The following is a 25,372-nucleotide window of genomic DNA, read 5'->3' as shown; positions in this document are numbered from 1 at the left end:
TCGCGGATTGCCCTACCTGATCAAGGGCGGGACGCGGCCGCGAGCACCGCCACGACCAGGTCGGTGTCGTTGCCGGCGGGCACCGAGCGCAGGTCGAGCAACAGGTGTCCGTCCCGGAGCTCACCCACCACGGCCGGGTCTCCCACACGTAGCCGGCCGGCGAGCCGCTGGTCGATCGCCACCGCGAAACTGTGCAGCCGGGTGCTGGCGCCGCTGAGCACCGTGACGTGTGACTCGACCAGTTCGGCGGCGACTCCCCCGGCCCGCAACGCGCCGACGAGCGACTCCCCCCGGGCCCGCAGGTCGTCGGGAGCGGCCCGGACGGCGGCGAGCGTCGGTGTGCCGCCGTGGACGACCGTCGCGCGAAGCGCGGCCAGGGCCAGCTTGTCCGCCTGCATAGCCCGGGCGAGCGGATGTCGCCGCACCTGTTCGATCACCGCCCGGTCGCCGAGCAGCAGCCCGGTCTGCGGACCGCCCAGCAACTTGTCGCCGCCGGCGGTGACCAGCGTGGCGCCCTGTCGCAGGGCGGTCTCCGCGTCCGGCTCACCGGGCAGCGCGGGCTCGGGGCGCAGGAGGCCGGAGCTGATGTCCGCGATCACCGGGACGTGCAGGCCGGCCAGGGCCGCCACGTCCGGCCGGTCCGGCGGGGCGTCCGTGGCGGACCGGCCCGGCACCAGGGTGAGCACACATCCGGTGCCGGACCACACCGCCTGCCGGTAGTCCTCGAGCACCGCCCCGTCCGCCGTACCGACCGGGCAGAGCCGGGCGCCCGTCGAGGTGAGCAGTTCGGGCAGGCGGAAGCCATCGCGGATCTCGTACAGCTCCCGCCGGCTGATCACCAGTTCCCGGCCGGGCGCGAGCACCGTCGCGGCGAGCACCAGCGCGGCCGGGTTGCTGTTGACCACGTAGGCCGCGGCGGCCGTCGGCACCGCGGCGAGCAGGGCGGCGACCGTCTCCCGGCCGCGTCGCCCACGCTGTCCGTTGTGCAGGTCGTACTCCAGGTCGGTGCAACCGGAGGCCACCGCCACCGCGTGCCGGGCCGAACCGGAGAGGACGGCCCGGCCGAGGCCGGGGTGCACCAGGACGCTGGTGGCGTTGATGACGTGCCGGGGCGGATCCCCCGCCGGCAGCGGATCCTGGTTCCGTTCGCCGGGCGGGCGGACGGCGGCGGCCGGCGACGGCGGGTCGAGGAGGGCGGGTGTGGCGGCGGGCCGGCTCGTCCGGGCCCTCATCGTGTCGTCACCCGGCCGTCGTCGTGCATCACCAGCTCGTGCCGGCCCGGCGTCAGCCGCACCTCAGCGGTCCGCACCCCGCCGGCCGTACGCCAGGACAGCGTGTACGGGGCCTCCCGGTCGACGGCGAAGAAGAGTTCCGTGCTGGAGGCGCCGGCGTGGCCGTTGCTGGGGTAGAGCTGCGCGCGAAGGGCCGGCCGGCCCTCGCCGGGCCGGACGACCACCGAGGCGCCGAGCGCGGGGGTGGGCTGCCGTCCGGCCGCGCCGGCGCGCAGCAGGACCAGTGTGGCCCGGCCGACCGACCGGGAACGGTTCATCAGCAGCCGGCTGTCCTGCCACTGGTTCGCCACCAGCGCGTCCGGGCGGCCGTCGGCGTCCACGTCGCCGACGGCGATGCCGCGGCTGACGTCGAGGTGACCGAGCCCGCTGAGGGCGGCCACGTCGACGTACCGTCCGTCGGGCCCGCGCGTCCAGAGCACGTTCGCCTGGTGGCCCGACAGGTCGTCTCCCGGACGGAAGTGCGGCCAGGCCCACGGGTGCTGGAGCACCTGGTCGTTGGCCATCGCGAGTTCCTGGAGTTCGGGCCAGCGCCACCGGTCCCCGGCCATGAAGCCGGTCGCCTGGAACAACTCGTCGGTGCCGTCGCCGTCGAAGTCGACGGCCTTGACGTCCCAGCCCCAGCCGCTGCGGGACAGGCCCAGAGGTTCACTGCGGTCCCGGTAGGGCAGCCGGCCGTCGAGCAGGTCGGAGCCCTCACCGGTCGGGGTGAAGGCGAAGTTGCTCTCCTGCAGCCCCCAGGGCGTCGTGATGTTGCTGACCACGATGGTCGGCAGGTCGGCGCCGTCCGGGTAGGTGTAGGCCACGCCCATGCCCTTGAACGAGTCCCGGCCCAGCACCTTCGACTTCGGCGCCAGCACGGTCCGCTCGCCCCGGACCGGACGCAGGTCCAGCCGCCCCGGCCGGGAGTGGTTCACCAGGAGGTGGTCCGGGCCGAAGTCGTTGGCGAGGTAGACCTCGGGTCGCAGATCCCCGGTCAGATCCTGCATCCCGATGGCGAGTGTCCAGGAACGGGCGGCCCGGTCGGGTACTCCGGTGGACGCGTCGAGCCAGGCCGGTGCCGTGTCGGGGGCACCGGGGCGGGAGAGGAAGGCCCGGTTCGTGCCGCCGTTACCGGCGTCCGCCATGCCCGCCTGCATCCGCATCCGCCCGTCCCCGGCGGCCTCCGGATCGAGCACCCGGGCACCGTCGGGGAAGTAGTTGCCGACCAGGATGTCGGCCGCGCCGTCCCCGTCCAGGTCGCCCACCGCGAGCGCGGTGGTGTTCCACACCTGCGGCGGCCCGACCAGTTCCACCGGGCGCCATCCGTCGGCGACCCGCAGGAACTGCACCGGGGAGCGGCCCCAGTAGTAGACGACGAGGTCGCTGTCGCCGTCCGCGTCGAGGTCCGCCGGGACGCAGCCCATCGGCGCGACGCGGCCGGTCGGGCCCGGCGGCGCGACGAGCGACGCCGGTGGATAACGCTTCCCGGTGCCGGGCGCCGGGAAGACCCGCACCGAGTCGTCGCGCGGATCGACGAGGCACACGTCGTCCTGGCGCCGGTTGCCGTCGGCGTCGAGCAGCGCGACCGCGGCGCCCACCGCGGAGATCCAGGACCGGATGCCCGACAGCTCGGGCGCGACGTCACGAACGTTCCTGGCCCCGGCCGGGGCCGTGTTCAGCGGGCGTACGTCGAAGGCGAAGCGGGCGGCCAGCACGGCGGCCTCGCGAGGGCTCGGCGACGGCCTCACGGTGAGCACGCCGAGGACGGCTACCAGCACGATCACCAGTGCTCCGGGCAGCATGCGACGCGGTGACAAGGACATGGGGTCTCTCCCTGCTCGTGGCGGCGGGCGCCGCCGGCGGGTGCGGATCGGGACCGGTGGAGCCGAGGCTCAGCCGGCCGCCGCGGTTGCCCGGCGGCGAATCTCCCGCTGCCACCACCGGTAGGAGTCGATCTCGGGGCCGAGGGCGAGGGCGGGATCTCGGGAGTCCCGTGCCCAGTTGGCGGCCGTGTCGGCCGGTACTCCGGTGAGCGCGGCCACGGCCGCCGCCGTGTGCGCGGGCACATGGCCGGCGATGCGCCGGGCCTCGGCCGCGAAGGCGGCGCCCTGGGCCAGCGCGGCGCGGTCCCTGCCGTCCAGCGTCTGGAGGTGTTCGAGCTGCCGATCCGAGCAGCCGCCCGCGTAGCAGACGGCAAGGCCGACGCCGGCCCACAGCTCGGGCCGCAGGCCCGGTGGGAACCCTTCAATCCGTCGGCCGATCGCCGGGACGTCACCACACTCGACGAACCACAGGCTGCGGCCCAGCCCCTGCCGCAGCACCGTCTGGACGGAATCGTCACGGTCCGGCCGGTCGGCCAGCCGGCGGATCACCCCCGGCCCGCCGAAGAAGCCGCGGGCGAACCCGGCGCCGTCCAGGGCGAGCCAGCGCAGCAACGGGTCGAGCGGCAGCCGGCGGTGGACGGTCCGCCAGGGCAGCACGGCGGCCGCCCAGCCGGCCCCGACGTGAACGAGGTGGACGAAGCCCGCGCCGGGGCCGTCGAGCAGGTGCCCCAGCCGGGTGGGCCCGCCCTCCCGGCTCCCCGGCCCCGGGGACCGGCGCGGCGTGGCCAGGTCGGCCAGGGCCGCGGCCAGCGCCGCTCCCTCGTACGCGAACCCGCGGTTGACGGGATCGACCAGCGCCAGCTCCTCGTGGATGTCGCGGCGCCCGGCGCGCCGCAGCCGGTAGCCCTCGACGAAGGCGAGCGCGCGGGTCTGCAGGAGCAGCCGGCTGGTCACCTCCCCGCGCCGGTGTCGCCGCCCGGCGAGTTCGACGAGCGCCGGCGACAGGGGCGGCACGAACAGACGCCCCTGTCCCCTGCCGCTCGTCACCGGTAGGACCGATCGTCGTCCGGCGCCCCGCCGGCGGGGGCGAGCCGTCGGCCGTACGCGTCCCGCGGGTCGCTCAGGGGCGTCACCAGCTGGCGGGTGACCAGCCCGAAGGCGGCGGCGACGGCGGCGTTCACGGCGGCGATCTGGGCGCAGGACCACCCGATCACCCCGAACGCGGCCAGGAGGTTGAACAGGGCGAAGAGTGCCACCTGAAGGATGACGGGCTCACGCTTGAAGATCATGTCTGCTCCGATCGTTGTCGAGGGCGGGTCAGGCCGCCTGCCGGGCGGTCGCCCGGCGGGGTCGGCGGGCGAGCCCGTGCCAGTACGTGAGCTGCCCGCTCCGATAGGCGTCGAGGTAGAAGTCGGTGGCCGTGCGCCAGTCCGTGAGTTCCTCCGCCGTCACCACGGCGGCGAGTTCGCCGGCCCGCTCGGCGGTCGCGTCGGCGATGGTCTGGAAGCAGGTGACGGCGGTGTCGGTCACGTCGACCAGGTGCACGTCCACCAGGCCCGCCGCGGTGAACAGGTCCTCCGACCGCGAACCGCCGGGCAGCGGGCGCAGCCCGTCGAGATCCCAGGCGCGGCGTTGCGTCGCCGCGGTCATCTCCGGCCCCGCCAGGGTGTCCGCGAAGACCAGCCACCCGGCCGAGCACAACGCCCGGCGGGCGTTGCGCAGCGCCGCCACCGGATCCGACAGCAGGGACAGCGAGTCGACGACCAGCGCCAGGTCGTAGAGCCGGTCCGGTTGCCACCTGGTCACGTCGCCCTCCACGAACGACACCCGGGCCATCCCCGGGCCCGCCTCGGCGCGGGCCCGGCGGGCACAGGTGAGCTGGGCGGCGTTGCGCTCCACGCCGGTGACGGCGCACCCGGTCCGCTGGTTGAGGTATCGGGCGACCGCGCCGGTGCCGGAGCAGAGTTCGAGCACGTGTGTCAGCGGACCGACCCGGAACGTCGCCGCGACGTCGTCGAGCAGGCGTGCCCCGGCGATGTTGGTGAACTCCCACCCGCCGTGGACCGGCTCGTAGACGGTCGTCCGCCAGAGCGGGCCGGTCACCGTGTCGTAGATGCGGTTCTTGTCGTCCTCGTCCGGGGCGGCGTTCTCCCGCCACGCCCCCGGCGGTGCTCCGGTCATCTCCTGCTCCTCCTGTCACACGCGTCTGCTGATCGCGCGGTCATCGCCCACCCGACCGGATGGGACGCCGTCACATCCGTCATCTGCGGCGGGTGTCGACGGGGCTGCGCACCGGACCGAGCGGCGACTGCTCGAGCACCCCGGCCGTCGTGGTTCCGGCGACCAGCGGCCGACCGAGCGGCGCGAGCGGTGAGTCGGCGGCCCAGACGTTCTCCGCGAGCCAGTACTCGACTGTGGTGCGGGTACGGGTGAAGAGCACCTGCTCGCCGTCGGCGGACGGCACCGGGTAGCGGACACCCGGCCCCGCCTCGGTCACCACCCGGCCGGTGCAGTCGGGTAACTGCTCGAACAGTTCCTCTACCTTCGAGGCGACCATCGTCGACAGGATCCGGCCGTCCGCCGTGGACCGCGGGTTGTTCCGCTCCACGTAGTCCGGGCCGGCCAGCGTCAGCAGTTCCCCGCTGTCCAGGTCGATGCGGTAGAAGCCCCAGGTCCAGTTCCCTCCCCGGGTGGACATGAAGACGACGCCGCGCCCGTCCGGGGTGAAGGCCGGTGCCTCGTCCCACCAGCTGTCCTCGGTGAGGTTGGTGATCCGGCCGCTGTCGAGGTCGAGGATGAGCAGGTTCGCCTCGAACGGCTCGGTCTCGCTGCGGAACACCAGGCGCCGCCCGTCCGGCGCGAAGGAGACGGGCGCGTGCAGTCCCCGCAGGTCGTCACGGCCGGCCGTCCAGACGCGCGGCTCCCCGCCCGCCACGTCGACCGTCGCGATCTCCCATCGTGCGGTGGGATCGGGCCGCAGCGCGCAGGCGATCGTCCGGCCGTCCGGGGACCAGGAGGGAAAGGCGGCCTCGCCGACCGGCACCGGCTGGGACACCCCGGTCGCCAGGTCCAGGATGCGCAGGGTCGATCGACCGTCCACCTCGGTGCCGTACACGATCCGGCGGCCGTCGGGCGCGAAGGACGCGTACCGCGGCTTCTCCTCGGCCGGCACGAGTTCCCGTACCGCCTTGGTCCGCCGGTTCCACACCGCGATGCCCGCGCCCTCGTCGACCAGCCGGTGGAAGAAGAGGTGGTTCCCGTCCCGGGTCCAGGTGGGCCACCGGTCGTCAGCGCCGGTGACGACGAGCGGCCCGCCCTCTCCGTCGGCGAGCCGCTGCACCCAGATGACGGACCGTCCCTCGTCGCTACGCGAGAAGGCGACCGCCGGGCGGGTCGGGCAGATGGTCGGCTTGTAGTCCCACGACGAGCCGTCGGTGACCGGGATCGCCTCCCCGGTCCGGCTGTCCAGCAACCACACCGCTCCCGCGCCGGTGTCGTACGAGTGGCAGACCAGCCAGCGTCCGTCCGGCGCCCAGGAGCAGGCGCCGGCGCGGCCGGGCTCGGTGGTCACCCGGCGCGGCTCGCCGCCGTCGGCGGGCACCACCAGGAAGTGCCGCCTGCCCCAGGGCCCGCCGACGTAGGCGACGGTCCGGCCGTCGGGTGACCAGGAGGGGTACTCCTCCTCGTGCCCGGCCGAGGTCAGCTGGCGGGTCTGGCCGTCGCTGAGCCGGTAGAGCCAGATCGCCTTGTGGCCACCGCGGGAGGAGGTGAAGGCCAGTTGCTCGCTGTCCGGCGACCACTGCGCCTCGATGTCGTCACCGGAACCCCAGGTGCCCTGCTGCCATTTTCCGGTGCGCAGGTCGAAGAACCACAGATTGACCGACCCGTTTCGCTTGGAGGAGGCGACGAATCTGGTTCCGTCGGGCGATATCGCGCCGTCCCCGGAACCGTTCGGATCGGCGGCGAGAAGCCGGAGGCGGAATCCGTCCGTTCCCGCGCCGGCGATTCCTGCGCCCCGGGTCGCCCGCTTCACGACACCGGCCGGTCACGACGGACCGACCCATCGAATCGGTGCCGGGCCGCTGAACACGATCGCACGCCAAACCTCCCTGAATCACACGTCACTGGCTCGCGGCGGCATGCCGGCGCAGCGATCAATTCGTACCGGGATGCCGTGGGCACGAACTTCTCGGATCTTGCTCGTATCGATGGACGACGCTTGAGCAAGATGCGAGTGGAACGCCGTTGTCCGGCGACCTTGAATGGTGCGGAACCGCCGGGGGTCCGGCCGGCCGACCAGGGAGGGATCTCCGCGCGTGAATGGAATTTCGGCGGTGAACGGCGTGGTTCATCCGTTACTCACCACGCCGGCCGGCACGCAGATCTTCGACGGGTCGGCGCTGCCGTGGACCCGGTTGGCGGGACTGCTGGAGGCCGCCCGGTGGACCGCCTCCAGCTGGAACCGGCAGCCCTGGCGCTTCGTCGTCGGGCGCAACGGCGACCGCACCTTCCAGGAGATGCACGGCGCGCTCACCCCGGCGAACCGTGCGATCGCCGGCGACGCCGGGGCGCTGATCCTGGCCCTGCGTCAGGTCCTCGGCGTCGACGGCGCTCCGCTGATCGGCACCGAGTACGAGCTGGGCCTCGCGGTCGCCCGGCTCAGCGTGCAGGCACGGGCCACCGGCTGGCACGCCGTGCAGCTCGGCGGATTCCGCCGTCGTGCCCTGGCGGCGGCGTTCGCGGTACCGGCGGAGTTCGAGCCGTTCGTCGTACTCGCCGTGGGGCGGGCCATTGCCGACCCCTCCCGGACTCCCCTGCCCCGCTCCCGGCTGCCGCTGGCCGACATCGTCCTCACCGGAAGCCCGGGCGCGCCTGCGGACGGAGAGGGGACCTCGTGACCGCCGTGCCCGACCCCGCCGTACCGGCCACCGCCACCACGGCTGCCCGCGCGCCGGCGTGGCCCGGTGACTGGGCCACCGACGGCCTGTGGCGGCTGATCTGGTACGGGCCCGCCCACCAGGGCTGGGAGTTCGGGTCGTACGCCGGTCCGGCGCTTCTCGACCGTGCGGTCGAGGAGCTGCCGCTGCACACCTCGGACCGCGTCCTGCACCTCGGCACCGACGGCGGGGAGACGGCCCGGTACCTCGCCCTGGGGGTGGGCTGTGCGGTGACCGCGGTGGAGCCGGACCCGGTCCGGCGTGGTCACGCCCGCCGCCGCGCCCGGGCGTTGCCGCCCGACGTCGCCGCGCGCGTGCGGATCACCGGATCCCCGCCGGAGGGCACCTCCGGCCCGCCCTTCGACCGGGTGCTGGTGGTCCAACCGGCCCGCATCGGGGACGACCTGGCGGCCGTGCTGCGTCAGGCCGCCCTCGCGGCGCGCCCCGGGGGACGGATCCTGCTCGGCGAGCTGGTCCACCATCGTCCCGGTCGGCCCCGCGCCGCCGCCCCGAACGGGCTGGAGGTCCGGCTGCGGCAGGCCGGCTTCGGCGGACCGCGGTCGGTCGACATCACGGACGGGGCGGCGGAGGCGCTGCGCACGGCGCAACTGACCCTGATCCGGCGGCGCCACGAGGTGCTGCACCACCTCCCGCCCGCCGCCGCCGACCAGCTCCTCGCGCTGATCCGCACCGCGCAGGCCGACCTGCGTGCGGGCCGGTCCCGGTTCTGGGCGGTGAGCGCGACCCGGACGTCCCCGGAATCCGGCCCGGGGTGACCCCCGCCGTGCGGGGCGGGCGGCGCGGACCGTCGCCCGTGCCGTGTCAGCCGACCGGCTCGTCCTGCCACACGCTGCGCTGCCAGTCCTGGCCGGAGGCGAGCATCCGTTGCAGGTCGATGAGGAAGTTCTCCCAGCCGATCTGGTGCCGGTCGGCCGGGCGGCCGCCCAGGTCGTGCTGCACTCGCACGGTGGTGCCGCGCCCGCAGGGACGCAGCGTCCATCGCACGACGCTGTCCCGGTGCCCGCGCTCCCGCCAGGTGTACGCCAGCGACCGGGAGGGCTCCAGGTCGACGATGGACCGGGGGCCGAGGTCGTCCCCCCAGCCGAAGTCGTACCGGCCGCCGACTTCGGGCGACACCGACGCGCTGGCGGCGATCCACCGATCCAGCTCCGCCGGCACCGTCAGCGCCGCGTACACCCGCCGGGCCGGGACGGCCAGGGTCGCCTCCGCCCGGGCCGTGCCGCGCCGGGGCCGCGCGAAGTCGTGCCGGACGACCGGGCGGCCCTCCAGATGGTTGGCGAGGTTACCCGCGGCCAGGCACCAGAAGTCCAGGGCGGAGGGGTCGTCGGGACCGCCGCCCGGAGGCGACCACTGGACGAGCCGGACGCCGGTGCGCCCGGTCGGCACGGACACCAGCTCGATCTCGACCGGCGAATCGACCCCGGCCTCCCAGCAGAGCGCGAGCCGCCGACCCGGTTGCGCATCGATCGTCCGCAGGGCGCCGCTGGCCCATCTCGGGGTGAAGCTTCCATCGGTACGGACGCAGCCCGCGTCGGGCTGCGCCTCCACCCGTTCGGCGAACCAGCCGGACAACGCCTGGTGATCGGTCAGCGCGGCGTAGACGGCCGACCGGCGGGCGTTCACGGTCGTGCACACCGTCAGACGTGCCGGTGCCATGGCAGCTCCCTCCACCGAGCGGTCCGGCACGAGGTGGGAGGATCCTCCGGCAAACTTCGCATCCCGCCGAGCGCCGCACTAGGACTAATAGTCATAGTGGAAGCCGCAGCCGCCCACCGCAAGGAGGACATCGTGGCAGATCACCCCCGCCCCGGGGCGCCCGGCCTGCCGGCCACCGCGTACGCGGTTCTCGGTCTGCTCTCCTTCGGGCGCGAACTGACCGGTTACGACCTGCGCAAGTGGTCCATGAACATGCGCTTCTTCTACTGGAGCCCGGCGCAGAGCCAGGTCTACAGCGAGCTGCGCCGGCTGCTGGCCCAGGGCTACATCAGCGAGCGGCAGGAGACGCAGCGCGGCTCGCAGACCAAGCGGTACTACCGGATCACCGACGCCGGGGTGGCGGCCCTGCGGGCCTGGCTGAGCAGGGACGAGGTGGATCCGCCGGTGATCAAGCACAGCGTGATGCTGCGCCTGTTCTTCGGCCACCAGGCGGACCCGGAGGAACTCCACCGCGCGCTGCACGGCTACCTGTCCTGGCTCCGGGAGCAGCGCGCCGACCTGGGCGAGGTCGGGCGTGGGCTGCTGCCCGACTTCCAGTACCCGCATCTGGTGGCCGTGTGGGGCCAGGCCTACTACGCCGCGGAGACCGCAGCGGTCGAAGCGGTGCTGGCCGAACTCGAACGTCTCCGCCCGCCGGCGGTCGGAGCCCCTGCCCCGCCGGGACCGCCGGACCACTGAGACCGGGCGCGCGACCGGGGCCCGTCCGGACGGACGGGCCCCGGCGGATCCGGCGTCAGTCCCGCGCGGATGCGCCGCCCGGTGCCGGCCGGGAGGCCGCCGCACCGGCGGACGAGCCGGTGGTGCCCGGCGTCGGCGGCGCAGCGGCCGGGCCCCCGGCGGGCGCGGAGGGTCCGCCCGCCTCGGGCCCCAGCAGCTGCGCGGCGAGCGCCGCACCGTCGTAGTAGACCCGCCACCGGAAGATCCGCCCGTCGCGGAACTCGAAGGTCTCGGCCACCTCGGCCTTCACCAGCCGGTTGGTCGGCGGGACGGTGCCGCCCGGCACCTCCAGCGGGCCGGTCTGCAGACCTCCACCGGCGTGCTCACTGGCCACCTTCTCGCCGTCGGCGATCAGGTTGGTGATGAACAGCCGCGCCTCGGGCAGCGCGGTCTTGGAGATCGAGAACCAGCGGCGCAGTCCGTCCGGCCCGCGGTAGATCTGCCCGGCCGGCACGTCGTGCAGTTCGAAGTCGTCGGTGACACTCTCCACGATGGAGTCGAGATCACCCTGGTTGTACCACTCGAAAATCTGGTGGATGAGTCGGCTGTTGCGCTCCGGTGCGACCGGGTCCCCGAATCCCAGCAGACCACTCAGCAACGTCCGGAGTTGTTCGCCGAACACGCGCAGGTCATTCACGTGGCTCTCCTATTCTGCGGTACCGCTCCTCCATTCGTACGGCCGCCGCGGTCATCGCACTTCTCGCAGCTTGCCGCGTTCCGCGGGCCGGTAGCGGACGTCCGGCGGACGGCTGCGCAGCAAGGGGGAAGAAGCCGCCCGGACGGTGCGCACCTACCAATGGATGGAGATCGGTGTGCCACGTCTCCGAACGGAGATCGGTAAACGATTCTTCAAGTCGGCTGAGGAGCGGCCCCGCCGATCTTCCTGGGGAAGCGCCCGCCCACGGCCGCACAACTGTGAGGAAGGACAGAATGCCCGCACTGCTGCATTCCCACGAAGTCAGCCAACTTCTCGAACTGGTCCAGGACCAGCCTGGTTCCACCTCCGTCTTCCTCGACCTGCTCGGCCAGATCAAGGACCGGGTGGCCGCCGCCATCGACGCCGACCCCCTGGTCGCCGAGCGTCTGGGCGGCAACCGGCACCGGCTGATCGACATCGAGTTCCGCGAGGAGGAGCAGAAGGTCGCCGACGCCCAGGTCTCGGTCCGGCTCGCCGAGGCGGTCATCTACGACTACGACCGCAGCGTCCTCATCATCGCCGTGCTGGACCTGCGGGCCGGCGTGGTGGAGGCGATCGTCGAACGGCCGGGCATCCAGCCCGCGTTGACCGCGGAGGAGCGGGACGAGGCGTACGAGCTGGTCGTGGCCGACGACCGGTACGAGGCGCTGCGCGCCCGCGGCGCGGTCGACATGGTGGCCCTGCCGGCCCGGGCGGCCCAGATCGAGGACAACCCCCGCTTCGGCCACCGGCTCTTCCAGCTCTACTTCTGGTCCCGCGGCGACGCGCCGGCCCGGGTCGGGCAGGCGGCGGTCGACCTGAGCACCCGTGAGGTCGTCTCGACCGACGAGGCGCGGGCCACCGCGTCGGGGCCGCAGACCCAGGCTCCCCACAACTGACGAGGAGACAACCAATGCCTGGCGGTTACATCACCCACGCCAACTGGACCTTCGGATACTCGATCAACACGATGCAGGGCACCGGGCTGCGGCTCGCCCACGCCCACTTCGACGGCCGACCCGTCCTGTTCCGGGGCGAGCTGGCCTTCACCCTGGTCGACCACGGCCCGACGCACGGCGTGACCAAGAACGGCCTCGGTGCCCGGGGCGGCGGCTCGCCCCTGGTGCCGCTGCTGCCCACGGCACCCAACGCGGCCGGGAGCGACCTGCCCCCGACGGCGATCGCCACCAACGACAGTCAGTACGACGCCGCCGCCAATCCGACCGGCGCGGTCCACGTCGAGCGGTACGGCCCGAGCGGCATCGAGCCGGCGAAGGTCGCCTTCTGGGCGAAGTTCCAGGCCGGCGACTACCAGTACGTGCACCGCTGGGAGCTCTTCGAGGACGGTGTCATCGCCGCTTCGGTGGGTGTCGGCGGGCGGCCGGCCGCCGGCCCGGTGGCCGGTCTGCCGCACACCCATCACCACTACTACCGGCTCGACCCGGACGTGGCGACGATCGGTGGGAACACCGTCCAGCTCGGCACCCGGGGCGGGTCCACCGCGACCCAGTGGCAGAACGTGACGCGTGGCGCCCACACCCTGGAGCCGGGCTCCCGGCTGCGGGTGGCGAGCGACGAGCCCAAGCCCAACGGCCTGCTCCGTTCCTACGAGCTGCTGCCGGGGTCGAACATCGGCCCGGACGGCCGCACCAGCAGCGCCGACCTCTGGGTCGCTCCCTACCGGGGCAACCTGGACGACGGCTACGAGGTCGGCACCGACGACAGCGTCCTGACCTCGAGGTACGCGGCCGAGACCGGCGCCTCGGTGGGCGAGGAGAACGACGTCAGCCTGTGGTACGCGCTGCGGCAGCACGTCGAGCCGCGGACGGCGGGCGAGGAACACCGGATCGTCCCCTACCGCTTCACGGGCTTCCGGCTGGACCCGCGCGACTTCCTCGACGACACTCCGAACCGGCTCTACCGGACCTCCCCGCCCTCGCCGTGAGGCGGGCGGCCTGATCCGAGGTCGAAACAGGGGTGGGGCCTTCGCCGGCCCCACCCCGTCGTCGTGTCCGCCGACGGTCAGCCCGTCGGCGGCTTGAGCCGGTCGGGAGCCGGCTCCCACAGCTCGATCCGGTTGCCTTCGGGGTCGATCGCCCAGCCGAACCGGCCTTCCGGATAGTCCTCGGGCTCGGGGCTGACCTCGACGCCGGCGGCGCGCAGTTGCGCGAGCATCGCCGCCATGTCCCGGACGCGGAAGTTGAGCCGTACCGCCTGCCCGGTCTCCTCCTCGACGTCGGCGCCGTACGGCGCGAAGACGGTGGGGCCCTGTTCCTGCCACCAGTCCCGGTCCTCGTCCGGAGTGGGCGGTGGCGTGAGGCCGAGGTGGTCGACATACCACTTCGTCATCGCCGTCGGGTCCTTGACCCGGAAGAAGAGACCACCGATGCCCGTCACACGTTCCACAGGGAACCTCCGTCTGATCCGCCCCGCACCCGCCGGGGCCGGGCGCTCACGTCTCGTGCACTATGACTGAAAGTCATAGTGCACGAGACACACGATCCACGCCAGCCGGACACGGGCGGGCGGGCCGTCAATCTCCGGAGCCGCGCCCGGCCGGCACCAGACCGGCGAACCGGAGCAGTTCGACCATGCCGAAGACACCGTTCTGACCGGCCAGCGTCGGCCGCCAGGCCGGGTAGGCGGAGCAGTACGACATCGGGTCTCCCTTCAGGATCCCCAGCAGCACCTCCGCCACGAGCCGTCCGCCGACCGGACCGAGCCGGTGCCCACCGGTGAGCACCTCCGCCTCCTTCAGGATGTAGTACCAGAGGTAGGCGGGACCGTCGAAGTCCAGCAGCTCGTCGGAGAGCGGCACCTCCCCCATGGCGCGCGCGACGTCCTGGCCCGACGGCAACTGCTGCGCCTCGCTCCGCAGCATGTTCCGCACCGCCAGCGAGCCGAGCGACTTCGCCAGCGCGCCTTCCTTCGCACCCGGCACCGCGCTCACCGGAAGGTTGAGCAGCGCCGACGTGAGCGAGGCGCCGAACGCCTTGGCCCGCTGCGGTACCCGGTTCGGGTCGGTCCGGAAGAACAGCGACCAGTCGATCGAGTGCTCCGGCAGGATCCGCCCGCCCCGCAGGTCCGCCCGCGGGCTCGGGGGCGCGTTCCGGTCGGCCGGGAACAGCGGCGCGCTGAACCTGTCGTTCACCTGGTAGCGGGGCAGGATCGTCGAGTGCATCACCCGGAACGCGGCGACCGCGAACTCCACCGGGATGTACGGCACCGGACGGGGATCGTAGAAACGCAGACCGTTCTCGAAGATGTCGTCGACGACGTGCTGCCCGACGAAGAGCGGCAGGTACTCGTGCACCACGATCCACTGGAAGTGCCAGCGGACCAGTTGCTGCGCCTTGTACGTGAGTTCGTTGTAGTAGTTGTCGAGGGAGAGAAGGTCGTCGAGCCGACCGGCCGGCGCGTCACCCGGTGCCGCCGGCCGTGACCGGACCCGGTCGCCGACCGCGTCGGTGAGGCTGCCGTCGGCCAGCCCGTCCACCACGCGGTTGTGGAACTTGATGAACGCGAGGTGGATGTGGGCGATCAGCATGTTCTCGTCGTTGCGCGGATCCCCGATCAGCGGCACCCCCTCGGAGGTTCGCGCGAAGTCGGTGCCGCCCGGCCCGAGCACCAGTTTGGTGCCGTGCGACGCCTGGTCGTAGAGGTAGGGGTCGACGGTCGGCCCGGCGCCGTAGAGCGCGTCGAGGTCGAGCCGCGGCGGCCGGAACGCCTGGATGGCCTCCGGGTCGACCTGCTGGTTCAGGACGGTGGTGGGGTCGAAGGTGATGTTGTGGTCGATGAACTGGGCGAGGTAGACGAAGCCGGTGTCGACCGGGCCGAGCTTGTCCGGAGTGATCTCCCCCGCGTCCAACCGCCCGCCCGGAAGTCCGTACTCCTCGGCCAGCGGCAGGCCGGTCGGTCGACGGGGCGGAAGGTTGGGGAACATCCGGCCGAACCGGCCGTGCTGTGCGGTGTTCCCCGGGGGAACGTGGAGGCCGCGGTGCTGAGTGACGCCGTGGCGCATGGCAGTCCCTTCATGAGGCTGATGCGAAGGGGCGCGACCAGGTGTCGCGCCCCTTCGCCATTGATAGCCACCGTCGGGTGCCGGGTTCTTCTCCCGTCTTGCGGATCCGCCACGGAGCCGGGTACGCGTCCGGACGCTCAGCCGGCGAGGAAGCCGCCGTCCACGGCGAGCACCGCGCCGGTCACGTAGCTCGCCTCGGCCGAGGCGAGGAAGACGGCCGCGCCGACCAGGTCCTCCGGCTCCGCCACCCGGCCGATCGGGATCCGCTGGGCCAGCATGGCCTGGACCTCGGGGGCCTGCAGGAGCGGCTCCATCATCGGCGTCCGGGTCGCCCCGGGGATCAACTCGTTGACCCGTACGCCCTGCGGCGCGAACTCGGCGGCCCAGCTCACCGTCAGCATGTGCAGCGCCGCCTTCGCGGCGGCGTACACCGCACCGCCCGGAGACCCCCGGTGGGCCCCCGCGGTGGTCACGTTGACAACCGAGCCGCCGCGCTCCACGAGGGACGGCAGAGCAGCCCGGGTGACGAACAGCGGCGCCTTGAAGTTGATCGCCAGGACCTCGTCGACGTTCTCCTCGGTCACCTGGCCGGCGGTGCCCATGCTCATCACGCCGGCGTTGTTCACGACGACGTCGATCCCGCCGTGGCCGTCGAGCACCGCCCGCACCAGCCGGCCGGCCTCCCCGGGCCGGGACAGGTCCGCGAGGATCGCCTCGGCCCGGCCCCCGGCAGCCGAGATCCGCTCGACCACGGCGTCGGCGCGCTCCTTGTCCCGGCCGTGCACCACCACCGTGGCGCCCTCGGCGGCGTACCCCGCGGCGATGGCCCGGCCGATGCCGGAGGTCGAACCGGTGACCAGCGCTACTCTTCCCTCGAGACGTTTCATGACGGCACTCCGATCGACGTGTGGTCCGGGCTGTCGGTCTGGTCCGGCGAGGCGGCGGCGGGTCGCGGCGGCCGGATGACGAGCGTGAGCAGCGCGGCGGCGACGAGGATCGCAGCTGCGACCTGGAAGGCGAGCACCGTGCCGCCGATGGCGGCGGCGTCCGCGCCGGCGCCGTCGGAGATCATCTGCCGCGACCTCAGCCCCGCGAGACTGACCAGCAGCGCGAGGCCGACGGCACCGCCGATCTGCTGGGCGACGGTGAGCATCCCCGAGCCGAGCCCGGCGTCCTCGGCGGTGGTCGCGGACATCGCGGCGGTGGCGAGGACCGGCACGGCGAGCCCGGCGCCCAGGGCGACGAGCACCATGCCCGGCAGGATGTCCGGCAGGTACCGTTCGGTCCCGTCGATCCAGGACAGGTAGAGCAGTCCGGCCGCGGTGAGCAGCGGTCCCAGGAGCAGCACCGGCCGGGGGCCGAGACGCCCGACCAGGCGCTGCGAGAGCGAGATGCCGATCAGCAGGCACGCGGCCATTGGCACGTACGCCAGGCCGGTCTGCAGCGGCGACCAGCCCAGGCGCTCCTGGACGTGCAGGGTGAGCAGGAAGAACATCGCGAACAGGCCGGTGGTGAAGAGCATCATGGTGCCGTTCGCCGCGCTGCGCGTGCGGTTGGCGAAGAACCGCAACGGTACGAGCGGGTACGTGACCCTGCGTTCCTGGAGCACGAACGCCGCGAGCAGCACCACGGCCACCGCCACCGGGACGAGCGCGCGAGGGCTGCCCCAGCCGGCGGCGGGCGCCTCCAGCAGCGCGAACACCAGGGCGGCGAGGCCGACCGTGGCGGTGACGGCCCCCGGGATGTCGACCCGTTGGCGAGCGGCCGTCGCGGCGGACGGGACCAGCGCAGGCACCAGCGCGAGCACGACGACCGCCACCGGCAGGTTGATCAGGAAGACCAGCCGCCAGGAGACCAGGTCGGTGAGCAGACCGGACAGCACGTAGCCGACGATGCCGCCGAGGGCGGCGATACCGCCCCAGAGGCCGATCGCCTTGGCCCGCTCCGCGCCCTCCGCGAAGATCAGGGTGATCAGGGCGAGCGCGGTCGGTGAGGCCAGCGCGCCGCCGACGCCCTGCAGGAACCGTGCCGCCACCAGCTGCCAGGGCTCCTGCGCGACGCCGCACGCGAGTGACGCCACGGCGAAGACAGCCACACCGGCGAGGAACACCCGACGGTGCCCGACCAGGTCCCCGGCCCGTCCGCCGAGCAGGATCAGCCCGCCGAAGGCCAGCAGGTAACCGTTCACCACCCAGGCCAGTCCGGTGGCGGAGTAGCCGAGGTCCTCGCGGATCGACGGCAGCGCGACGTTCACCACCGTGTCGTCCACCACCAGCATGAACTGCATGAAGCAGAGCAGTGTCAGCGCCCACCAACGCCGGCGTAGTGGTGAACGGGTTTCATCGGCCGCAACGGCCATGTCTCCTCCTGGGTTGATGCACGAGGTCTCACGTGTGACGTGACTCGACGACCATGGGCAGGCTGTTGGGCAGGCCGCCCTTGGCGACCGACGGCTTCACGACGTGGCCGGGCACGGGCCGCAGGCGCAGCCGCCGGACGAGCGTGGCGAAGACGACGAGCATCTCGGTCATGGCGAACTGCTCGCCGATGCAGATGTAGCGGCCGGAACCGAACGGCAGGAACGCGTTGCGGGGCACCTCTGCCGCCCGCTCCGGCAGCCACCGGTCCGGGTCGAAGCGAAGCGGATCGCGGTAGATCCGTGGGTCGCGGTGGATCGCCTGCGGGCTGAACATGATGGTCGCGCCGGCCGGCAGGGTGAACCCGCCGAGTTCGACGGCTCGGGTCGTCTGTCGGGTCAGCACCCACATCGCGTACAGCCGCAGCACCTCGGTGAGGAAACGCCGGGTGTACTCGAGCTTCGGCAGGTCGGCCGCGGTGACGGGCCGGTCGCTGAGCACGTCGGTCAGCTCCTCGTGCAGCCGGCGCTCGACGTCCTCCCGCTGGCCCAGCTCGTACGCCGCCCAGACCAGGGCACCGTTCGTGGTCTCGGTCGCGGCGGTGGCGATGGTCATCACCTCGGCGTGGATCTGAAGGTCCGGCATCGGCTCGCCGGTCTCCTCGTCCCGGGCCGCGAGCAGCATCGACAGCACGTCGCCGTGGTCGACACCGTCGCGCCGGTACGCCTGGATCATCCGGTCGATGATCTGATGCAGCCGGAGCAGTGCCTGGTCGAAGCGGCGGTTGCCCGGGGTGGGAAGGGCCGCGAGGGCCGGCATCATGGTGCGGACGGCCACGCCGCTGACCGCGATCGGGATCGACGTGCGGAACTCCTCGACCGCCTCACGACCGATGTCGGAGGCGAACAGCGCCTTCGCCGCGACGGTGAGGGCGATCTCGCGCATCTCCTGTTCCATCACGACCCGGTCGCCGTCGCGCCAGCCGGCGATCCGCTCGCCGGCGATGGCGCGCATGACGTCGACGTAACCCGCGACGCGTTCCTTGTGGAAAGCGGGCTGCATGAGACGGCGCTGACGGTGGTTGAAGTCGCCGGTCGAGCACGAGATGCCGTTGCCGAGCACGAGCTTCGCCTTCTCGACCAGGGGGCCCTTGCCGGCGAAGGCCGAGGCGTCGGTGACCAGCACGCGGCGCAGCAGATCGGCGTCGTTGACCACGTAGACCGGTTTGCGGCCGAGGTAGATCCGGACCACCGGGGCGGTGTCCCGGGCGCGCTCCATCAGCCGGAGTCCCTGGCTCATCAGCAGCGGTGCGTGCCCGGCTATGGGCAACCGGCCGGGCAGCACCGGCACCTCTGACTTCGTCCTGTCTGCGGCGACCATCGGATCCTCCCCGGCGGTTCGCGCCCCACCCGGCTGGCAGCGCCGGCCGGGATGCACCGCGGGCGAGCGGCGATCAGCCGGCGGGACGGCAGTGCACGAAACCCGTCGCCGCCCGACGCCCTCTATGACTAACAGTCATAGTGGAGTATGACTATCAGTCAGTGCAACCCCGGCGCGCCGCTCACCTGCCGGGGGTCGTCCCGTCGCCGGCGGTGGAGCAGCCGCAGGCCGACGACCAGCAGCACCAGCAGGTCGGCCCCGAGCAGCACGAGCACCCACGGCTCGGCCGACGCACCGTGCGAGTGCCCGTCCGCCGCCGCATCGATCCCGACCGGCAGGTCGGGCCGCTCGCCGGCAACGGCCGGCGACGCGTCCCCGCGTACGTCGAACCGGATCGTGCCGGCCAGCTCACGACCGGCGCCGAACTCGGCGTGGTAGGCCACCAGGTACGTCCCCTCACCGGCCGGCGGCACGGCGATGCTGACCTGGCGTCCGCGGACGACCGGCCGGCCGGCCTGCGGCGCGACACCGGGCGCGGCGACCGAGAGGTGCGTCCCGGAGCCGGCCGGCGGACGGTCGAAGGTGAGCGTGACCGAGGACGGCGGCCGGTCGACGACCGCCCGGTCCGCGGGCGCCGCGGAGACCATCCGGGCCGGGGCAGCGGCCGACAGGACGCTCAACAGCGGTACGCCGAGCGCGAGCGCCGCCACCGCCGCACCGGCCGCCCGGCCCACGCGCAGCGGCCGGGCGGCGGGGACGGGCACGTCACGCCCCCGCGGGAGCGGGACGACGACAGCTGCACCGCATCAGGGCCCGCTCGCGCCACGTCGGACGCAGGTGCAGACCGATCGCGATCACCATCGGCGCGAAGACCACGGCGTTGTAGAACAGGTGCAGCTCGACCCGCGGGAACACGACCTGGGCGAGACTGGTCGGCACCGGGCGGCCCAGCAGGTACTGCCCGGTGAGGGACTGCACGAGCAGCAGCAGGTGCTCCAGGTGGTGCCACACCTGAACGCCGAGGGCGATGCCCCACCAGAGCCGGGCGCGGCCGACGAAGCCGTCCCGCAGCAGCCAGAAGCCGGCGAGCATCACCAGGGCGTATCCGTAGTGCAGCCACTCCGACTCGATCAGCCACGGGAAGGGCATGCCCAGCAGACCACGGGCGTCGGGCCGGCTCCAGCCCAGGATCCAGATCTGCGCGGCCTGGACGAGGTGCTCGGCCCAGTGGGCCAGCACGACGAACGTGAACACGGTGATCGCGGCGCGGTGCCAACTGGTGTTCAACGTCGTGTCGAGCGACGTGGAGCTCACCGGCTGGAGCCGCCGGGGACGGTCGGACATCGGGCCTCCGGGGATCGGCGCTGACGGCGGGGCCGTAGCGGTCGGACGGCTTCGACGGTAGGAGCGAACCCCGGTCCGGAACCTCTCCCCGCTTGCGGTCCGTCCCGCGGCGGCGAGGGCGGCAGTACGTCGATGTTCCTCCTGGGCGGCCTGGTCGCCGCCGGCCTGGGCGCGCTCGCGCTGGTGATGGTGCGGCGGAGGAACGCACCGAGCGGGTTGGCGGATCAAGCCGCTCCCCCGGCGACCCGGCTGCCGGCCGGTGGGGACATGGCCGATGCTCCGACCGCGATCCTGCACCTCGGGCCGCCCGGCGGCGGGCCAGGCAGGCCGGAGAACGGGTTCCACGACCCGGCGCTCACGTACCGGCACCGAGCTGCCACACCCGAAGGTTCCTGATCCGCGAGGCCCTGCCCGTGGTGACCGCTGACCGTCTCACGGGAGGCGCACCGTGAGGCGGGCGTCCCGCCCCGTCCGGCCCTCGGCCTCGATCGTGCCGTGACGGCTCGTGACGGCCCCTCGGAGCAGGGCCAGCCCCAGGCCGGAGCGGCGGCTTCGGTGCCCGCACCGCGGTGCAACCGGTCGAAGATCCGCCGGGCGTCCGCCTGGTCGAAGCCCTTTGCGGTGCCGGCGATCACGAACTCGGCGACGTCGCCGCAGGCTGAACGCGAGCAGGAGGCGCCGGCGGCGGGTCACGTGCCGGACGCCGTCAGGTGACCGGCGCCCGGGCCGGCTCATCCGCCCGCCGAACAGGCCGAGCCGGACCTCATCGGCCCGGTCGTCTCCCGCCACGGCGAAGGCGGCCGCCGGGTACGGGCGCGGGCCGGTGGTCCCGTCCTCGCAGGCCCATCGGCCATGCCGGCATCGATCGCCGGATGCCTATGTTCGATGTGACGGACCGACGGAGGGCGGAAGCATGATCGGGACCCTGGTCGAGAACGGTCTCAAGGCGTTGGCCGGCTACGACTCATACGGTCAGGAGCAGATCGACGAGATCGTGAAGAAGGCCTCGGTGGCCGCGCTCGGCCGGCACGCCGAACTCGCGATGCTGGCGGTCGAGGAGACCGGCCGCGGCGTGTTCGAGGACAAGGCGGTGAAGAACATCTTCGCCTGTGAACACGTCACCAACCACATGGCCGACATCCGCACCGTCGGGGTGATCGCCCAGGACGACATCTCGGGGATCACCCAGATCGCCGAGCCGGTCGGGGTGGTGGCCGCGGTGACGCCGGTGACCAACCCGACCTCGACCACCATCTTCAAGGCGCTGCTGGCGCTCAAGACCCGCAACCCGGTGATCTTCGCCTTCCATCCGGCGGCGCAACGCTGCAGCGCGGAGGCGGCCCGCACGGTCCGCGACGCCGCCGTCGCCGCCGGCGCCCCGGAACACTGCGTCCAGTGGATCGAGGAACCGTCGGTAGCCGCGACGAACGAACTGATGCAGCATCCCGGTGTCTCGGTGGTCCTGGCTACCGGCGGCAACGCGATGGTCCGAGCCGCCTACTCCACCGGCAAACCGGCGCTCGGCGTCGGCCCCGGCAACGTCCCCGCATACATCGAGGCCTCGGCCGACCTGGCTCGTGCGGTCAACGACGTGGTGCTGTCCAAGTCGTTCGACAACGGCATGATCTGCGCCTCCGAGCAGGCGGTCATCATCGACGACGCGATCCGGCCGGCCGCCCTCGCCGAGTTCCGGCGACTGCACACCCACGTCGCGACGCCGGAGGAGAAGTCGCTGCTGGAGCAGCTGCTCTTCGGCTCCGGCAAGCTCAACCCGAACGTGGTCGGGCAATCGGCGACGTGGATCGCCGAACACGCCGGTTTCGCGGTCGCCCCGAACACCTCGATCATCCTGGCTCCGGTCGACCGGGTCGGCCCGGCCGAGCCGCTGACCCGGGAGAAGCTCTGCCCGGTGCTCGCCCTGCTGCCCGCCACCGGTCACGATCAGGCCTTCGGACATGCCGAGCAGATGGTCGAGTTCGACGGTCTGGGCCACAGCGCCGTCATCCACACGCGGGACGCCGCTCTGGCCGAGGCGTACGGCCGCCGGGTCAAGGCCGTCCGGATCATCTGGAACGCACCGGCTTCGCAGGGCGGCATCGGCGACATGTACAACGCCTTCCTGCCGTCGCTGACGCTGGGCTGCGGAAGCTACGGCCGCAACTCGGTGTCGCACAACGTCACCGCTGTCGACCTCATCAACATCAAGCGGGTCGCCCGGCGTACGAACAACCTGCAGTGGTTCAAGGTTCCGCCGAAGATCTACTTCGAGCCGAACGCGATCCGCTACCTCGCTGACATGCCCGACATGCACCGGGTCACCGTGGTGACCGACCACACCATGACCAAGCTGGGATACGTGGACCGCGTGCTGTCCGTGCTGCACCGCCGCCGCGAGCAGGTGGCCCTGCAGATCATCGACGACGTCGAGCCGGAGCCCAGCGTGCGCACGGTCGACCGGGGCGCCGAGTCGATGCGCTCGTTCCGCCCGGACACCATCATCGCGCTCGGCGGGGGTTCGGCGATGGACGCCGCCAAGGTGATGTGGCTGCGCTACGAGCACCCCGAGGTGGTCTTCGCCGACCTGCGGGAGAAGTTCTTCGACATCCGCAAACGCGCCTTCAAGTTCCCCACCCTCGGCGCGCTGGCCCAGCTCGTCTGCATCCCGACCACCTCCGGCACCGGTGCCGAGGTCACCCCGTTCGCCGTCATCACCGACACCGCGTCCGGCAAGAAGTACCCGCTCGCCGACTACGCTCTCACGCCGAGCGTGGCGATCGTCGACCCGGTCCTGGCCGCCGACCTGCCGCCGGTGGTCACCGCGGACAGCGGCTTCGACGCGCTCACCCACGCGATCGAGTCGTACGTGTCGGTCTATGCCAGCGACTTCACCGACGGTCTGGCCCTGCACGCCGTCCGGCTCATCTTCGGCAATCTCGCCCGGGCCGTCCACCTGGGCGCCGCGGACCCGCAGGCCCGCGAGAAGATGCACAACGCGGGGACGATCGCCGGCATGGCGTTCGGCAGCGCCTTTCTCGGCATCGTCCACGCCATGTCGCACACCCTGGGGGCCACGTTCCACATCGCACACGGGCGCACCAACGCGATCCTGCTCCCGCACGTCATCCGGTACAACGGCGCCGTGCCGAGCAAGCTCACCGGCTGGCCCAAGTACGAGAGCTACCGGGCGCCGCAACGCTTCGCCGACATCGCCCGCACCCTCGGGCTGCACGCGGCGACCGACGCCGAAGCGGTCGAGGCTCTGGCGACGGCGATCGAACGCCTGCGCGACGAGGTCGGCATCGAACCGTCGTTCGCAGCGGTCGGTGTCGACGAGCCGGCCTTCCTCGCGGCGCTGCCGCAGCAGGCGCTGAACGCGTACGAGGACCAGTGCGCACCGGCCAACCCCCGGATGCCGATGCTCGGCGACATGCAGGAACTGATGCGCGCCGCGTACTACGGACCGGCCGACGCCGGCTGACTCGGCCGGGAGAGCCGCTCTCGCTCAGGAAGGAGAGGCCATGAAGGGGACAGTGCTCCGACGGCACGGGCGGTGGCTCACGTGGGGAGCCACGGCAGCCGAGGTGGAGGCCACGCTGCCCGGCGACGAACTCCTCGCCGGCCCGGACATCGTCTCCACCCGGGCAGTCACCGTCGACGCCCCGCCCGAGGCGGTGTGGCCCTGGCTCGTGCAGATGGGCAGCGGTCGCGGTGGTGCCTACACCTACGACTGGATCGAGAACCTGCTCGGGCTCGACATGCACAGCGCCGACGAGATCCTGCCGCAGTTCCAGCACCTCGCCGTCGGCGACGGGCTACCGCTCGGCAAGAACGGGCCCGCCATGCGGGTCGAGGTCCTCGACCCGCAGCGGGCGCTGGTGTTCCGGTCCGCCGACGGCACCTGGGTGTGGGGCTTCCACCTGCAGCCGAAGCCGACGGGCACCCGGCTGATCAGCCGCAACCGGATCGCCCTGGCGCACCGTCCGGGGCCGGGTCGGACCGCGTACCGCCTGGTGATGGAACCGGGCAGCCTGATCATGGAGCGTCGGATGCTGCTGGGTATCAAGCAGCGCGCGGAAGGCACGCCATGAACATGCTCGCCCGGTGCGTGGAGGCGGCGACACTCGCCCCCTCGCTGCACAACAGCCAGCCATGGCGTTTCCGGGTCACCGGCCGGGAAGTGCGGGTGTACGCGGACCGCAGCCGCCGGCTCGACGCGCTGGACTCCTCCGGGCGCGAACTCCTGATCAGTGTCGGTGCGGCCCTGTTCACCCTGCGGCTGGCTCTGCGGGCGCAGGCATGGCGGACGACGTACGTCCTCTTCCCGGAACCGGATTCGTCCGAACTGGTGGCCCGGGTGCTGCTCGACCGCGAAGACCCACCGCCGGAGAGCGTGACGACGCTGGCCGAGGCGATCGCCCGGCGCCACACCAATCGTCTGCCGTTCGCCGACGCGGCGGTGTCCGCCGACGCGATCGAGGAGCTGAGAACGGCCGCCGCGGACCAGGGCGCGGCACTCACGATCGCCGGCCCGGCCACCCGCAACGCGATTCTGGCGCTCGGACACCAGGCCGAGCGCCACCTGCGGGCGAAGGGCCGCTACCGAGCCGAGCTGAGCCGCTGGACGAGGCCCGCACCAGGTCGCCACGACGGCGTCCCACCGGCCGCCGTCGGACCGTGGGACGCCCTCGAACGGATGCCGATCCGGGACTTCGGCCTCGTTCACCCGCAACCCTGGCGGACGAACGAGTTCTTCGAGGCGCACCCGACGATCGCCGTGCTCGCGACGGCCGGTGACGGCCCGGACGACTGGGTCCGCGCCGGTCAGGCGTTGCAGCACGTCCTGCTGGCGGCCACCCGGCTGCGGCTGGCCACCACGCCCATCAGCCAGCCGATCGAGGTTCCGGCGATCCGCGAACTGCTCACCGACACCAGTGCCGGCCGTTGGGCACAGATGATCATCCGGGTCGGCTACGGACCGCCGGCCGCCGTGACACCGCGCCGGCCACTGTCCGAAGTCCTCACGGAGAGCGACCAGTGATCATCCCGGGATCCTGGCGCGCGGGGGCGTACCGAGGTGGTCACCCCGGCCCGCCGGCCCGGGTGCTCAGC

The 25,372-nt window shown here is 72.7% G+C and carries 24 protein-coding genes; 9 read left to right on the top strand and 15 right to left on the bottom strand.

The annotated features are described in order from the left end of the window. Nucleotides 1-20 precede the first annotated feature (20 nt). From KSK32_RS24160 to KSK32_RS24135, 6 genes are all read right to left on the bottom strand, one after another. On the bottom strand, nucleotides 21-1,232 hold the full coding sequence (locus KSK32_RS24160; protein ID WP_216933253.1) for an L-seryl-tRNA selenium transferase: 1,212 nt from the start codon (nucleotides 1,230-1,232) through the stop codon (nucleotides 21-23). Then, nucleotides 1,229-3,094, bottom strand: a complete 1,866-nt coding sequence (locus KSK32_RS24155; protein WP_216933252.1) for a VCBS repeat-containing protein — start codon at nucleotides 3,092-3,094, stop codon at nucleotides 1,229-1,231. Before KSK32_RS24155 ends, KSK32_RS24160 begins: the two co-directional genes overlap by 4 nt. A gap of 69 nt (nucleotides 3,095-3,163) precedes the next feature. After that, complete coding sequence (locus KSK32_RS24150) at nucleotides 3,164-4,141, bottom strand: DUF1702 family protein (protein ID WP_289256381.1); 978 nt, start codon at nucleotides 4,139-4,141, stop codon at nucleotides 3,164-3,166. Further along, nucleotides 4,138-4,383 carry a hypothetical protein gene (locus KSK32_RS24145; RefSeq protein ID WP_216933251.1) on the bottom strand — a complete coding sequence of 82 codons (246 nt, stop codon included), beginning with the start codon at nucleotides 4,381-4,383 and terminating at the stop codon, nucleotides 4,138-4,140. The genes KSK32_RS24150 and KSK32_RS24145 overlap by 4 nt, the downstream gene beginning before the upstream one ends. A gap of 28 nt (nucleotides 4,384-4,411) precedes the next feature. After that, the gene (locus KSK32_RS24140) at nucleotides 4,412-5,275 is read right to left on the bottom strand and encodes a class I SAM-dependent methyltransferase (protein ID WP_216933250.1); all 864 of its coding nucleotides are present in this window, start codon (nucleotides 5,273-5,275) and stop codon (nucleotides 4,412-4,414) included. A gap of 79 nt (nucleotides 5,276-5,354) precedes the next feature. After that, the gene (locus KSK32_RS24135) at nucleotides 5,355-7,127 is read right to left on the bottom strand and encodes a DPP IV N-terminal domain-containing protein (RefSeq protein ID WP_216933249.1); all 1,773 of its coding nucleotides are present in this window, start codon (nucleotides 7,125-7,127) and stop codon (nucleotides 5,355-5,357) included. A 310-nt stretch (nucleotides 7,128-7,437) separates the two neighbouring features. On the opposite strand from KSK32_RS24135, the gene KSK32_RS24130 reads away from it, so the two are divergent. Continuing rightward, nucleotides 7,438-7,992 (top strand): nitroreductase family protein, encoded by a 555-nt coding sequence (locus KSK32_RS24130; RefSeq protein ID WP_289256380.1) that lies wholly within the window; start codon nucleotides 7,438-7,440, stop codon nucleotides 7,990-7,992. Further along, a complete protein-coding gene (locus tag KSK32_RS24125; protein ID WP_216933247.1) occupies nucleotides 7,989-8,807 on the top strand; it encodes a class I SAM-dependent methyltransferase in 819 nt (272 codons plus the stop codon). The genes KSK32_RS24130 and KSK32_RS24125 overlap by 4 nt, the downstream gene beginning before the upstream one ends. A 46-nt stretch (nucleotides 8,808-8,853) precedes the next feature. Here the strand turns inward: KSK32_RS24125 and KSK32_RS24120 are convergent, their stop codons facing one another. Next, nucleotides 8,854-9,708 carry an SRPBCC domain-containing protein gene (locus KSK32_RS24120; RefSeq protein ID WP_216933246.1) on the bottom strand — a complete coding sequence of 285 codons (855 nt, stop codon included), beginning with the start codon at nucleotides 9,706-9,708 and terminating at the stop codon, nucleotides 8,854-8,856. A 132-nt stretch (nucleotides 9,709-9,840) separates the two neighbouring features. Between KSK32_RS24120 and KSK32_RS24115 the strand changes: the two genes are divergently transcribed. Continuing rightward, nucleotides 9,841-10,446 carry a PadR family transcriptional regulator gene (locus tag KSK32_RS24115; protein WP_216933245.1) on the top strand — a complete coding sequence of 202 codons (606 nt, stop codon included), beginning with the start codon at nucleotides 9,841-9,843 and terminating at the stop codon, nucleotides 10,444-10,446. A 55-nt stretch (nucleotides 10,447-10,501) separates the two neighbouring features. On the opposite strand, the gene KSK32_RS24110 is transcribed toward KSK32_RS24115, so the two are convergent. Next, a complete protein-coding gene (locus KSK32_RS24110; protein ID WP_216933244.1) occupies nucleotides 10,502-11,122 on the bottom strand; it encodes a nuclear transport factor 2 family protein in 621 nt (206 codons plus the stop codon). 293 nt (nucleotides 11,123-11,415) lie between these two features. On the opposite strand from KSK32_RS24110, the gene KSK32_RS24105 reads away from it, so the two are divergent. Both KSK32_RS24105 and KSK32_RS24100 read left to right on the top strand, forming a co-directional pair. Then, nucleotides 11,416-12,060 carry a hypothetical protein gene (locus KSK32_RS24105; protein ID WP_216933243.1) on the top strand — a complete coding sequence of 215 codons (645 nt, stop codon included), beginning with the start codon at nucleotides 11,416-11,418 and terminating at the stop codon, nucleotides 12,058-12,060. Between the two features lie 14 nt (nucleotides 12,061-12,074). Then, the gene (locus tag KSK32_RS24100) at nucleotides 12,075-13,106 is read left to right on the top strand and encodes a hypothetical protein (RefSeq protein ID WP_216933242.1); all 1,032 of its coding nucleotides are present in this window, start codon (nucleotides 12,075-12,077) and stop codon (nucleotides 13,104-13,106) included. Nucleotides 13,107-13,183: 77 nt separating this feature from the next. Here KSK32_RS24100 and KSK32_RS24095 read toward each other — a convergent pair whose 3' ends face one another. From KSK32_RS24095 to KSK32_RS24065, 7 genes are all read right to left on the bottom strand, one after another. After that, on the bottom strand, nucleotides 13,184-13,567 hold the full coding sequence (locus KSK32_RS24095) for a VOC family protein (protein ID WP_013285662.1): 384 nt from the start codon (nucleotides 13,565-13,567) through the stop codon (nucleotides 13,184-13,186). Between the two features lie 127 nt (nucleotides 13,568-13,694). Continuing rightward, nucleotides 13,695-15,104, bottom strand: a complete 1,410-nt coding sequence (locus KSK32_RS24090) for a peroxidase family protein (RefSeq protein WP_254187168.1) — start codon at nucleotides 15,102-15,104, stop codon at nucleotides 13,695-13,697. 215 nt (nucleotides 15,105-15,319) lie between these two features. Next, nucleotides 15,320-16,069 (bottom strand): SDR family NAD(P)-dependent oxidoreductase, encoded by a 750-nt coding sequence (locus KSK32_RS24085; protein ID WP_216933240.1) that lies wholly within the window; start codon nucleotides 16,067-16,069, stop codon nucleotides 15,320-15,322. Continuing rightward, on the bottom strand, nucleotides 16,066-17,469 hold the full coding sequence (locus KSK32_RS24080; RefSeq protein WP_254187167.1) for an MFS transporter: 1,404 nt from the start codon (nucleotides 17,467-17,469) through the stop codon (nucleotides 16,066-16,068). Before KSK32_RS24080 ends, KSK32_RS24085 begins: the two co-directional genes overlap by 4 nt. Before the next feature lie 100 nt (nucleotides 17,470-17,569). Next, nucleotides 17,570-18,919 carry a cytochrome P450 gene (locus KSK32_RS24075; RefSeq protein WP_216933238.1) on the bottom strand — a complete coding sequence of 450 codons (1,350 nt, stop codon included), beginning with the start codon at nucleotides 18,917-18,919 and terminating at the stop codon, nucleotides 17,570-17,572. Between the two features lie 158 nt (nucleotides 18,920-19,077). Further along, on the bottom strand, nucleotides 19,078-19,683 hold the full coding sequence (locus KSK32_RS24070) for a copper resistance CopC family protein (protein WP_216933237.1): 606 nt from the start codon (nucleotides 19,681-19,683) through the stop codon (nucleotides 19,078-19,080). Between the two features lies 1 nt (nucleotide 19,684). Beyond that, a complete protein-coding gene (locus tag KSK32_RS24065; RefSeq protein ID WP_216933236.1) occupies nucleotides 19,685-20,263 on the bottom strand; it encodes a hypothetical protein in 579 nt (192 codons plus the stop codon). A gap of 132 nt (nucleotides 20,264-20,395) precedes the next feature. On the opposite strand from KSK32_RS24065, the gene KSK32_RS24060 reads away from it, so the two are divergent. From KSK32_RS24060 to KSK32_RS24045, 4 genes are all read left to right on the top strand, one after another. Beyond that, on the top strand, nucleotides 20,396-20,659 hold the full coding sequence (locus KSK32_RS24060) for a hypothetical protein (RefSeq protein ID WP_254187166.1): 264 nt from the start codon (nucleotides 20,396-20,398) through the stop codon (nucleotides 20,657-20,659). A 517-nt stretch (nucleotides 20,660-21,176) separates the two neighbouring features. Beyond that, complete coding sequence (gene adhE, locus KSK32_RS24055; protein ID WP_216933235.1) at nucleotides 21,177-23,741, top strand: bifunctional acetaldehyde-CoA/alcohol dehydrogenase; 2,565 nt, start codon at nucleotides 21,177-21,179, stop codon at nucleotides 23,739-23,741. Between the two features lie 40 nt (nucleotides 23,742-23,781). Beyond that, nucleotides 23,782-24,351 (top strand): SRPBCC family protein, encoded by a 570-nt coding sequence (locus KSK32_RS24050; RefSeq protein ID WP_216933234.1) that lies wholly within the window; start codon nucleotides 23,782-23,784, stop codon nucleotides 24,349-24,351. Then, nucleotides 24,348-25,301: a nitroreductase family protein gene (locus KSK32_RS24045; protein WP_216933233.1), complete on the top strand. Its 954-nt coding sequence runs from the start codon at nucleotides 24,348-24,350 to the stop codon at nucleotides 25,299-25,301. Before KSK32_RS24050 ends, KSK32_RS24045 begins: the two co-directional genes overlap by 4 nt. Nucleotides 25,302-25,372 lie beyond the last annotated feature (71 nt).

The organism is Micromonospora sp. WMMB482 (assembly GCF_019038635.1).
GTDB lineage: Bacteria > Actinomycetota > Actinomycetes > Mycobacteriales > Micromonosporaceae > Micromonospora > Micromonospora marina.
This window is presented reverse-complemented; position numbering and strand designations above follow the sequence as displayed.

Excerpts from the sequence above, each read along its gene's own strand:
- KSK32_RS24090 (WP_254187168.1), bottom strand. The coding sequence starts at position 15,104 with ATGTTCCCCAACCTTCCGCCCCGTCGACCGACCGGCCTGCCGCTGGCC.
- KSK32_RS24155 (WP_216933252.1), bottom strand. The coding sequence starts at position 3,094 with ATGTCCTTGTCACCGCGTCGCATGCTGCCCGGAGCACTGGTGATCGTG.
- KSK32_RS24045 (WP_216933233.1), top strand. The coding sequence starts at position 24,348 with ATGAACATGCTCGCCCGGTGCGTGGAGGCGGCGACACTCGCCCCCTCG.
- KSK32_RS24100 (WP_216933242.1), top strand. The coding sequence starts at position 12,075 with ATGCCTGGCGGTTACATCACCCACGCCAACTGGACCTTCGGATACTCG.
- KSK32_RS24080 (WP_254187167.1), bottom strand. The coding sequence starts at position 17,469 with ATGCAGTTCATGCTGGTGGTGGACGACACGGTGGTGAACGTCGCGCTG.
- KSK32_RS24120 (WP_216933246.1), bottom strand. The coding sequence starts at position 9,708 with ATGGCACCGGCACGTCTGACGGTGTGCACGACCGTGAACGCCCGCCGG.
- KSK32_RS24060 (WP_254187166.1), top strand. The coding sequence starts at position 20,396 with ATGTTCCTCCTGGGCGGCCTGGTCGCCGCCGGCCTGGGCGCGCTCGCG.
- KSK32_RS24105 (WP_216933243.1), top strand. The coding sequence starts at position 11,416 with ATGCCCGCACTGCTGCATTCCCACGAAGTCAGCCAACTTCTCGAACTG.
- KSK32_RS24085 (WP_216933240.1), bottom strand. The coding sequence starts at position 16,069 with ATGAAACGTCTCGAGGGAAGAGTAGCGCTGGTCACCGGTTCGACCTCC.
- KSK32_RS24145 (WP_216933251.1), bottom strand. The coding sequence starts at position 4,383 with ATGATCTTCAAGCGTGAGCCCGTCATCCTTCAGGTGGCACTCTTCGCC.
- adhE (WP_216933235.1), top strand. The coding sequence starts at position 21,177 with ATGATCGGGACCCTGGTCGAGAACGGTCTCAAGGCGTTGGCCGGCTAC.
- KSK32_RS24065 (WP_216933236.1), bottom strand. The coding sequence starts at position 20,263 with ATGTCCGACCGTCCCCGGCGGCTCCAGCCGGTGAGCTCCACGTCGCTC.
- KSK32_RS24050 (WP_216933234.1), top strand. The coding sequence starts at position 23,782 with ATGAAGGGGACAGTGCTCCGACGGCACGGGCGGTGGCTCACGTGGGGA.
- KSK32_RS24160 (WP_216933253.1), bottom strand. The coding sequence starts at position 1,232 with ATGAGGGCCCGGACGAGCCGGCCCGCCGCCACACCCGCCCTCCTCGAC.
- KSK32_RS24140 (WP_216933250.1), bottom strand. The coding sequence starts at position 5,275 with ATGACCGGAGCACCGCCGGGGGCGTGGCGGGAGAACGCCGCCCCGGAC.
- KSK32_RS24075 (WP_216933238.1), bottom strand. The coding sequence starts at position 18,919 with ATGGTCGCCGCAGACAGGACGAAGTCAGAGGTGCCGGTGCTGCCCGGC.